The 10,255-nt window shown below is 65.6% G+C and carries 9 protein-coding genes; 6 read left to right on the plus strand and 3 right to left on the minus strand.

Annotation, left to right across the window (positions count from 1 at the left end):
- Positions 1–28: 28 nt before the first annotated feature.
- Both BDIM_RS00940 and BDIM_RS17340 read right to left on the minus strand, forming a co-directional pair.
- The gene (locus BDIM_RS00940) at positions 29–1,141 is read right to left on the minus strand and encodes a Fic family protein (protein WP_003163686.1); all 1,113 of its coding nucleotides are present in this window, start codon (positions 1,139–1,141) and stop codon (positions 29–31) included.
- Positions 1,142–1,250: 109 nt separating this feature from the next.
- On the minus strand, positions 1,251–1,985 hold the full coding sequence (locus BDIM_RS17340) for a helix-turn-helix domain-containing protein (protein WP_143276796.1): 735 nt from the start codon (positions 1,983–1,985) through the stop codon (positions 1,251–1,253).
- A gap of 676 nt (positions 1,986–2,661) precedes the next feature.
- Here BDIM_RS17340 and BDIM_RS00950 point away from each other — a divergent pair.
- Both BDIM_RS00950 and BDIM_RS00955 read left to right on the plus strand, forming a co-directional pair.
- Positions 2,662–3,096: a hypothetical protein gene (locus BDIM_RS00950; protein WP_040344483.1), complete on the plus strand. Its 435-nt coding sequence runs from the start codon at positions 2,662–2,664 to the stop codon at positions 3,094–3,096.
- A gap of 332 nt (positions 3,097–3,428) precedes the next feature.
- On the plus strand, positions 3,429–3,935 hold the full coding sequence (locus tag BDIM_RS00955; RefSeq protein ID WP_128719413.1) for a helix-turn-helix transcriptional regulator: 507 nt from the start codon (positions 3,429–3,431) through the stop codon (positions 3,933–3,935).
- Between the two features lie 18 nt (positions 3,936–3,953).
- Here BDIM_RS00955 and BDIM_RS00960 read toward each other — a convergent pair whose 3' ends face one another.
- Positions 3,954–4,814, minus strand: a complete 861-nt coding sequence (locus tag BDIM_RS00960) for a hypothetical protein (RefSeq protein ID WP_003163691.1) — start codon at positions 4,812–4,814, stop codon at positions 3,954–3,956.
- Positions 4,815–5,021: 207 nt separating this feature from the next.
- Here BDIM_RS00960 and BDIM_RS00965 point away from each other — a divergent pair, with 207 nt between their 5' ends.
- The 4 genes from BDIM_RS00965 (at position 5,022) to BDIM_RS00980 (ending at position 10,151) form a co-directional block, all read left to right on the plus strand.
- Entirely contained in the window at positions 5,022–5,552 is a 531-nt protein-coding gene (locus BDIM_RS00965) for a hypothetical protein (protein WP_143276795.1), read from the plus strand.
- Positions 5,553–5,708: 156 nt separating this feature from the next.
- Positions 5,709–6,470 carry a spore coat protein U domain-containing protein gene (locus BDIM_RS00970; protein ID WP_003163693.1) on the plus strand — a complete coding sequence of 254 codons (762 nt, stop codon included), beginning with the start codon at positions 5,709–5,711 and terminating at the stop codon, positions 6,468–6,470.
- 142 nt (positions 6,471–6,612) lie between these two features.
- The gene (locus BDIM_RS00975; protein WP_003163694.1) at positions 6,613–7,497 is read left to right on the plus strand and encodes a fimbrial biogenesis chaperone; all 885 of its coding nucleotides are present in this window, start codon (positions 6,613–6,615) and stop codon (positions 7,495–7,497) included.
- Positions 7,494–10,151: a fimbria/pilus outer membrane usher protein gene (locus BDIM_RS00980; RefSeq protein ID WP_003163695.1), complete on the plus strand. Its 2,658-nt coding sequence runs from the start codon at positions 7,494–7,496 to the stop codon at positions 10,149–10,151. Before BDIM_RS00975 ends, BDIM_RS00980 begins: the two co-directional genes overlap by 4 nt.
- Positions 10,152–10,255 lie beyond the last annotated feature (104 nt).

Raw genomic sequence — 10,255 nt, forward strand, 5'->3', positions numbered from 1 at the left:
CGAGTCTCGGCCAATTATGCTTCGCCAGTTAGAGGCGCGTGCTTTCTTCGACGAGCAAATAGTTCGTACTGCGCCCACCTCCGGCATCTCGCTCCAGTATTCCCCGCTGCACCAGATCGCTGATATCTCGCAGCGCCGTGTCCGACGACGTCTTCGCCAGCGCCGCCCATTTGGCGTTGGTGAGTTTGCCTTCAAAGCCGTCAAGGAGGCGGTTGAGCACCTTCCTCTGCCGTTCATTCAGCGACTGATCGGCCAAGGCTTCCCAGAAGCGGGCCTTGCGCATGACACCTGCCAGGATCGTCTCGGCGCCGTCGAAGGCGCGGTCGAGGCAGGCGATGAACCAGAGCAGCCAGGCGGTGATGTCCAGATCGCCTTTCTGGGTCGCTTCCAGCATTTCGTAGTAGGTCTTCCGCTCCGTGCGGATCTGGGCGGACATGCTGTAGAACCGCTGAGAGGTGCCTTCAGCGCGAGCTAGAGCGAGGTCCGCGATGGCACGGGCGATACGGCCGTTGCCGTCGTCGAAGGGGTGGTTGGTGACGAACCACAGGTGGCCGACACCGGCCTTAAGCACCGGGTCAGGCGTGACGGTCTCGAACCAATGCAGGAAGGCCGTCATTTCGGTGTCGAGGCGATCAGCGGTCGGGGCCTCATAATGGACGCGCTCGCGCCCAATCGGACCGGACACCACCTGCATCGGGTCCCCTTCTGGTGTCCGCCAAGCCCCGACGGTGATCCGGCTCATACCGCTGCGCCCCGTCGGGAACAGGGCGGCGTGCCAACCGAACAGGCGGTCGGCCGTGAGTGGCTGGGCGTAGTTCTGGGTGGCGTCGAGCATCATCTCGACGACGCCCTCGACATCCCGATCCGCAGGAACCAGACCAACAACGTCCATACCCAGGCGGCGGGCGATCGAGGAGCGGACCTGTTCGCGGTCGAGGACTTCGCCCTCGATCTCGCTGGATTTCAACACGTCCTCGGTCAGGGTGCGGAGGACGGCCTCCTCGCGAAGCGCAAAGCCCAAGGCCTCCATCCGCCCGATCAGCCGGCCTTGGCGATGGCGCACAGCGGCAAGCGGCTGGGCAAGGGCGCTGTCGTCCCAAGTCAGGTTTGGCCAACCGGCCCGCTCATGGATGTAGGTCATATTTGCCGCACCTTATGCGGTGAATGTGGGCGCTATTCGCCGCAAGAGCAAGACTCAATCAGCGCGAAATTTGCGGTGAATATCGCAGACTTTCGCCGCAAGGCTCCGATCAGGCCGCAAGGCGTGTGGCTTCGCAGCGCAGAACGATGGACACGCCTCTCTCAGCAAGCGGACGACCGACAAGGTCTTTCAGCCGACCGAATGCGGTAGGACTGGAGCAGACGATGCGTTGGCCATCGGGCTCCCATCTGGCGCAATCCAAATAGCTCACCGTCGCAGCTTCCCCGATGACCTGAACGACCGCCTGCCGGATGTCGGCCTGCGCAAACGGGACAACCTGCGCCGGCGTACCGACCACGTCCCGCTGCTGGCTTTCGGCGGCGCGAAATCTTCTAATGGAGTCATAAGGGAATTGTCGGACGTCCATGTCCGGTTTTCGTGACTTGGGTGTCCGGTTTTTTGCCGGTTGAGTGGACGCGGGTGTCCGCTTTTCTCCCATTTGATCGGTCATGGATGTCCGCTTTTCAGATGCCTCTGCGGCATCGTCGGGTAGTGTGGCGCGGTAGATATTGGTTCGGCTACGGCCCTTGCGAACTTCGATTTGAAGATAAGCAGCGGTTTCGAGTTGTTTGAGCAGACGCCTCAGTTGCCTGTCGCTCAAGCCAAGGCTGGCGGCCATGCTGTCCTGGCCCCTCCAGGCACCCCCTACGCAGGGGTTCAGGTCGTGCACGAGTAGGCTGACGACAGATTTGGCGGACCGTGAGACGGCGGGGTCTCGCATGATCCGTTTATGCCAAGCGAGTTTTTCTGCGCAGAAGTTTTCAGGATCGAGACGGCGGCTCATGGTCGAGCCTCCGGCGTTGCAGCCGAGTCTGGCAGTGGGTAGGATGCCTGCGGCCTTGAGTGTTGTGCCCAGCCTATTCGAACCCCGCCGAGCGCTGCAACGCTGGCGGGGTTTTTCGTGGCCAAAACGTCTCCCGCCAGGTTAGCCAAACGGGGAAAATCCCAAAGAATTTCAATATGGGGGCTACACCCCGTTAGACACATCAAGGTTTTGGATTTACGAGGAAAGCGGATTTCCTCTCTGTCCGCCACCACGGCTTTTTCTGCTATACTTTAATCTTGTGTTACTGGATTTTGCTCAACGCCCTGCGCGCGGGGATAGAAACAAGTCTCTATTTCGTGCTCGAGGATAGCAGGGTCGGCCAGAGCCCGACGCTCTTCAGCTCGCGATGGCGTTCGGCGCCTTTTACCTTCTAGCGCCCGGGATAGACATGATCGCGCGGACTGGGCATTCAGCTTCCGCTAAACGTCTCGTCATGGCTTTTCACCGCCGCGTCGCGCGAGCTGACAGTTCTGATCGCCCGGTGAGGAGCTCCCGCCGTGAGCCCCCACCAAGCAGAGACAAAGTAAACAATGGTTCATTATAGTAATTAAGCGCGCACTAAGCCTGTCTGATCGGCAGGCGTTAAGGGCGCCCCCTTTATGGTCTCGTGGCAATCAGGAGCCATGAGGACGCCATGACCAAGTTGATGCGGCTGCGCCGCTGTGCGCTTCTTGTCGCCGTCGCCGCCGGCGTGACGGCCTTCGCTTCGCCGCAGATCGCTGCGGCGGGCCCCAGGGCGGGCGGTTCCTACCAACTGCGCGCGGTCGTACCCGTCGCCTGCTGGGTGCGGCCCGACACGACCGTCGTTGCGGAGACCGGCCGGACAGGGTCCGTTATCGAGGCCTGCAACAGCCCTGGAGGCTTCACCGTCTCCGCCGCCTATCGTCCGCTCAAGGCCACAGAGACCGCCCGCATGACCTATGGCGAGCGATCGCTGAACCTGACGAAGACCGGCAATTTGGAACTGCGTCGCTCCAATATGGCGGCCATCCGCACCATCGCCTACCGCTTCGACGAGGTGCAGCTGGACGAACCTCTGGTCCTGGCCCTGACGATTCAGCCGATATAGGCGAAGTTTTTCGGTTCAGACGCGACAAAGCCCCCCGCCGAAGCCTCGGCGGGGGGCTTTGTCATTCTGCGCGCCGCGCCTCATCGACGCGCATCACAGGCCGCCGATCAAGTTTCAAACTTTACAGTTAACGCCCTCGATTTTACATAATGGCGCTGTTCGTTGATCGCGATAATATCAACGAGCGAGACGGGGCTACGGCCCTGGATTGTCGACGGGGAGGGAACGGGGTGGGCCTGCAGGGACCGGCGGAGGCGTGTCGATTCGACATTGAAGCGATCAATGAGGCCGCCTGCTCAGAAGCCTGGAGCAAGAGCTGCAGCCGTGCGGCCATGATCATCACGCCCAGCCTGCACCTTCTGTGGAGCAATGAAGAAGGGCGCCGGCTTCTCACCATCGACCGCGATCTTGGTGAAGTCGGGGGCCGACTGAGCTTCGCCCAGCGCACAGGCGTGTTCGCCTTCGCCGCCTTTCTTGAGAACCTGGGCGACGAGCCTCGAGCCTGGGTTCTGGCTCGACGCGACGGCGGTGGAGACTGCCTGATCATCCGGGCGGTGCGGATCGCGCTGGGCGAAGCCCAAGCCGTCATCCTGGCCTTCAGCGACACCGCGGGATCGCGCCGCCTGTGGGCCGACTTCGGTCCCGCGCTCGACCTCACCTCGGCGGAAACCACTCTGCTGAAGCGGCTGGTCGACGGCGCTACGGTCACAGAAGCCGCGCAAGACCTCGGCGTGAGCCTGGAAACCGCCCGCACGCACGTCAAACGCGCCTACGCCAAGCTGGGCGTCAGCAGCCGCGAAGAGATGTTCGCCAAGATATCGCCCTTCCGGCTGTCCTGACCCGCCTGCGGCTGACGATCAGGCGGCGGGACACTGCGGCGCCGGATCACGCCGGATGCGCACCACCTCATCCGACCGCTGCTCGCCCGCACGCATCGCGGTCGTGCGGCTGACCTCGGACACCCAGCCGTCCGCTATATGGAGGGTGGCGCGGGTATCGCGCTTCATGCTGTTCGCGGTCCCGGTCGAGCCAGGCGTTTCGGCGCTGAACGAGCGCGTGAGCAGAAGGCCGCATCCGTCGGCGGTGCGCGAAGCCGATTGCACGCCGGATCGCGCCACCTGGTCCGTATTCTGAAGCGGCTGCTCGACACGGCCTTCCGGCAGAGGCTGTCGGGGCTGCATTTCCGCCAGCAAGGCGACATCGCTCAGCAGCAGGGACAGCAGATCCTCCGGCGGCAAGCGGTCCAGCCCCGCCGCCAGGACATCCCCCTGCTCCTGTTGCAGGCCCAGTTCGCTCAGACGCGTGCGGTACGCCTCCCGCACGGCGGGCCAGTCCGCAAAAGCCACGGGGCGTCCAGAGGCGTCAGCGACGACGACCACATCCACGCCGACCCAGGCCTGAAGAAGCCGCTCCAGACCGGGATCGCGGCTGTCCGTCAAGGAGGCTTCCAGCAACCGAAACCGGAGGGTCATCCGTTCCGTCGAGGCCGCCAGGGTCTCCAGCTCGAACTTCTGGCGGTTGACCTGACGCGCCTCGCCGCCTTCGGCGTAGGACATCAGCTCGGTCTCGCTGACGAACACGCGCAGATCGCCGACGGCGTCGGGCCGACGCTGAACCTCAAGGGCCGAGATCGGGGCGTCGGCAGGCCCGGCGGCGGCCGGCGGATCCTGAGGGACGGCCAGCGCCAGGACGTAAACGGCCGCGAAAAGCATCTTCATATCAGGCTCCCCCAACGACCTCGACACGAGGCGGGGTCGCTCCAATTCGCTCACGCGGCGAATTTCATCGAATAATCATGAAATTAACCATTCTTTCTTTTGGCGCGTACCCCAAATGGGGGACGATTAACAAAAGCCTAACGTGCTCCTTAGCCCTCGAACGAGGGGGCGGCGACATACGCCGGGGAGCAGATGCGAACAGCCTGTTTGCTTGCAGCCGCAATGCTGGTCGCAGCGGGAACGGCGGCCGAGGCCGCCGACGCCGGGCGCAAGTCCCTGGTGCTGGAAGCCGTGGGCCGGATCTCGCCGCGGTGCGACATCGGGGCCTTGGGCGGCGTCGACTTCGGCGACCTGCGGCGCAGCGGACTAGCCGTCGAGACGCGCTTCGGCCTGAGCTGCAACGTCCCCTTCGACATCAATCTGCGCTCCGCCAACGGCGGATTGGCGCATGAAACCCTGCCGCGCGGGCAAGGCCCGTACAGCGGCCTGGCGGCCTATCGCCTGGCCATCAACGTGCCGCTGGAAAGCGGAAACCCGGGCCGCGGCGGACGCGGCGGCGCGGCGACCGGCGACTTCACCAGCCGGCAGCTGCAGGCGGGACAGGTGATCTCGAGCCGAGGCGGCGTCGCCTTCGACGGCGGCCGCCTGAACATCGAGATGATGGAGCCCGAAGGCGCCGGCCTGCTGGCCGGACGCTACTGGGAAACCGTGGAGATCAGCCTCGTGCCGAGGCTGTAGAGACCGGCGATGAACGCGAAGCACATCGAGCGTCGAGTGGATGCCTGGCGCCCCCGTGGGGCAGCTGAGCGGACTGTGCGGAAGCTCGGCGTGTGCGGCGCGGCCAAAGCGGGTGTGACTGGCGCAATCCTGCGCACTTCTTGGAGGAAGACTGAAATGAAAGCCTATCAACTGATCGCCGGCGTCGCTGCGCTGGCCCTCTCCGCGACCGCCGCTTCGGCCGGCAGCTTCAGCCAGAGCGCGGCTCACCTGCCGATCATCGGCAGCATCAGCGGCTCGGGCCAGGGCTCGGCCCTCGTCGGCCAAGGCGCCAACGCCGTGTCGACCTTCTTCGGCGGCGAGGAAGTCGCGTCGTGGATCTCGGCCTCGGGCAGCGTCGCCAACAACATCGGCACCGCCGGCAACGCCCAAGCCAGCTTCACCCTGCGCGGCGAAGTCTCGCAGGACTGCTCCTTCTACTCGGGCAACATCAACACCGTTCTGAACTTCGGCCAGATCGGCATCAACACCCTGGACAACGGCGGCGTTGACGACGCCTTCGACATGGTCAGCGCGGCCAACGCCTCGATCGAGACCAACACCGCGGGCTGCAACACCCGCAACGAAGTGCGCATCACCAAGACCAACGGCGTCGCCGGCATGAAGTCGAACTACGCCGGCGCCTTCGACGGCGCCCAGTTCCAGGCCAACCTGCCGTACAAGGTGGATGCGACCTGGACCGGCGTTCCCGCCGGCGCCGGTTCGGCGACCGCCTCGACGCAAACGCTGACGGTCGACACCACCGAAGCCGGCGACCTGAAGGTCCAAGGCGCCTGGAAGTCGCACTTCAACGTCAACATCAACGTGCCGGTCCCGAGCAAGTCGCTGGTCTCGGGCACCTATCAGGACACCCTGACGATCGAACTGGCCGCCATCTAAAACGGCCCGGCAAGATGCGAAGAAGCCCGCCCGGCCCTGTCGGGCGGGCTTCAAGCATCAGCAGGGCGTCATTTGCGTATCAGCGGCACGAATCCTGCATGACGTCGGTACACGAGTCTGCAGACCGAGGGGGAAGGTGAATATGGGACTAGGGCTGAAACAGCGGGCCGCGCCTCGCGTCGAACGACAGAAAAAGAAGTCCCGCATCGGACTGGTCCTGGCCGCCACCCTGTTCCTGGGGATCACCGCCACCGCCGTCGAGGCGATGCGCGTCTCGCCCATGGTCGCGGAAATCTCGTCGCGCGGCGCCGGATCTTCCGCCCGGATCGAGGTGCAGAACCTGGCCGCCAAGGCTCTGCCCTATGAAACGCGCATCACGCGCATCTCCTTCGACGAGAACGGCAAGCTTGTGGAAACCCCGGCCGATGAGGACTTCCTGGTCTTCCCGCCGCAGGGCGTCGTGCCCGTGCGCGGACGCCAGGTGATCCGGGTCCAGTGGGTCGGCGACCCCGACATCGACGTGTCGCGCGCCTATTACGTCGGCATCCGCCAGCTTCCCGTCGAACTGGAGGAAGGCGCCAGCGGCGACCTCGCCGCCCAGGTGCAGGTCGTCTACCATATGAAGTCGCTGGTCACCGTCGCCCCTCCGGGCGCAACGGCCGACGTCTCGGTCGTCAGCGCCCGCGCGATTGAAATCGACGCCGCCCCGGCCGCCCCCGTCATCGACGAAAGCGTCGGCGGCACGGGCGAGGCCGCCCCGACGCCGAACGCCGCCAAGGTTCCCGGCGTCGAGGTCCGCGTGCGCAACGCCGGCCGCCGCTACGCCCTGATGAGCGGCGCAACCTGGTGGGTCGAAGGGCGTGGTCCCGACGGCGCGCGCACCGAAATCCGCCTGGACGCCTCGACCGTCAACGAGGCCGTCGGCGCCGGCTATCTCGAGCCCCTGAAGGGCGATCGGACCTTCTACCTGCCCACCAGCGTCGCCTTCTCGCCGGATGCGCCGATCAAGGTGCGCTTCAGCCAATGAAGCCTCGGCTAGTCCCTACGGCGATCCTGGCCTCGGTTCTGGTCTCGAACGGCGCAGCGCCCGCCAGCGGGGCGTCGCTGAGCGAAGACGCGCCCATCATCACGGCGCCGCCTCGGTTCGAAGAGCCGCCGCAGGCGCAGACCCCGGCGCAGGTTCAGGCCCAACCTCTGCAGAACCCGCCGCCGGGCGCGGCCCAGAGCGCCGCCCAGACCGCCGCCTCGCCGGCAGCGGTCGTGCGTCCTGACATCAATCCCTACAACCGCGACATCACCCTGACCGCGCCGCTGACGTTCAACCGGCGGCCTCTGGGCGAAGTTCCTGTGACGCTGACGCGCGATGATCGCTTCATCGTCGATTCAGCAGGTTTCCTCGAACTGATCACGCCCCTGCTCACCGACGAGGCCGCTGCGGCGCTCACGGCGCGACTGGCCGGCCAACAGGGTTTCGAAGGCGAGGAATTGGCCGCTCAAGGAGTGTCGCTCGAATACGACCCCACAGCCCTGTCGCTGCTGGTAGTGCGCATCGCCCCTAATCTTCGACGCCTGGAAGTCCTGTTCGAGCGCGGCGGCCCCGAGGCGGAAGGCCTGGCGCCCCTGCCCTTCTCCGCCTTCCTGAACGCGGCGACATCGTGGAGCTATCGCCACGCGACCGGCGACGCCCCTGCGCCGAACGTCTATCTGAACGGCGCCGGCCGCTGGCGCGGCCTGGTTCTGGAGGCCGAGGTTCAGGGCCGCGAGACCCTGGGGTCCGGCGACTATGAATGGCTGCGGCGCTATGCCCGTTTCGTCTACGACCAGCCCCAGGAATACCGCCGCTGGACCGTCGGCGATCTCAACCCCGAGTTCCGCGGTCTGCAGGGCTACGCCGACGTGGGCGGCGTCGGCGTGACGCGCCAGCGGCGCCGCTTCGACCCCTATCGTCCGAACGTGTTCCGCCAGGACCGGCAGTTGCTGCTGCAGAGCGAGTCCACGGTGCGTATCCTACGCAACGGCGCCCTGGTGCGCGAACTGCGCCTGGACCCCGGCCAGTACGACCTGTCCAACCTGCCGGTGCAGACCGGGAGCAATGACCTGGAGGTCGTCGTGGTCGACGGATCGGGCGCTTCCCAATCCTATCGCTACAGCGCCTATATCGACTCGATCGACCTCGATCCCGGCGAGTACGAATACGGCGGATATCTCGGGGTGGCCGGACGTCCCAGCTTCGGCCAGCCGGACTATTCGGACGGCGACCTCGCCTTCACGGGCTACTGGCGCAAGGCCTTCATCGACAAACCCGCCCTGGGCGTCGGCCTGCAGGCCAGCGAACGGGTCCAGATGGCCAACGCCCAGACCCAGTTCATCCTGCGCAACGGGTCTCGCCTGAACTTCCAGGTCGGCGCCAGCAACAGCGACACGGCCGGCGGCGGCTACGCCCTTGTCGCAGCCTATGATTTCTATATCGACCGCCCCACGACGTCGGACTTCTTCACGGTTCAGTTCGAACATGTGTCGGAAGGCTTTGCGACGCTTTCGGACCCAGACGCCTCCAACCCCATCGCCTGGCAGGCCTACGGCCAGTACTCGCGCGTCTTCTCCGACCGCCTCTACGGCAGCGTGGGCCTGGCCTACAACAAGTCGCGGGATAGCGCGGGCCTGGGCGATTCCTTCCGCTCGGACCTGACGGCCAACTACGCCATCAACCGTCAGTGGAGCGCTCAGGCGGGAGTGAACTACCTCAAGTACGAAGACACGCCCGGCGGCCGCCGCGACCGCGACGGCTGGGGCTTCACCTTCGCCCTGACCTGGCGGCCGTCCAGCGACGTACGCGCCGACGCACGCTACGATTCCAACCTGAACAGCGCCTCCGCCTCCTTCTACAAGATCCCGGAGAACCTGGCCGGTTCGATCGGCTATTCCGCCATCGCCACCTATGACGACGGTCCCGCCAGCCTTCTGGGCGGCGTCGACTATGTCGGCAACCGCTTCAACGCCTCGATCTCGCACGCCGGATACGGTCAGGACTTCGGCTCGATCAGCGACCAGCAGGTCACGACCGCCAGCGTCTCTACCGCCATCGCCTTCGCGGGCGGCAAGGCCGCCATCGGCCGGCGCGTCGCCGACAGCTTCGCCATCCTGTACAGCCACCCGAGCCTGGAAGATCGTCCGGTCATCGCCGGCGAAGTCCTGCGCGACGGCCGCTACTCGGCCGCCAGCGGCCCCCTGGGTCCGGTGCTCTATCCCTACCTGGGGTCGTATGTGAACGATTCCGTTTACTACGACGTCATCGACGTGCCCGCCGGCTATGACATCGGCGAGGGCGTACGGCGGGTGCGGCCGGCCTATCGCAGCGGCTACGCCTTCGAGATCGGTTCGGACGCCTTCGTCAGCGCCGTGGGCTCCGTCACCGGGCGCGGAGCCGCGGGCCCGGCGCCGTTGTCGCTGATCGGCGGACGCGTGATCGCCCTGGACGAACCCGACGCCGCTTCCCAGCCCTTCTTCACCAACAGCGTCGGCCGCTTCGCCGTCCAGGGGCTGAAGCCGGGCGGGCGCTATCGCGTCGAACTCTTCACTGACCCCAGGGGCGGCTTCGACTTCACCGTCCCGGCCGACAACGACGGCCTCTACAATCTGCGCGTCGTCCACGTCGACATCGCTGCGCCTGAAGGAGATTGAGCATGAGCGTTCTTCAAAAACGTGCGTCGTCCGCCTTCGCCGGCATGGCGCTGATCGCGTCGCTCGCGGCGGCCGGAGCCGCCACGGCGCAGGCGTCGCGGCCC

The sequence above is a fragment of the Brevundimonas diminuta ATCC 11568 genome (assembly GCF_000204035.1).
Classification (GTDB): domain Bacteria; phylum Pseudomonadota; class Alphaproteobacteria; order Caulobacterales; family Caulobacteraceae; genus Brevundimonas; species Brevundimonas diminuta.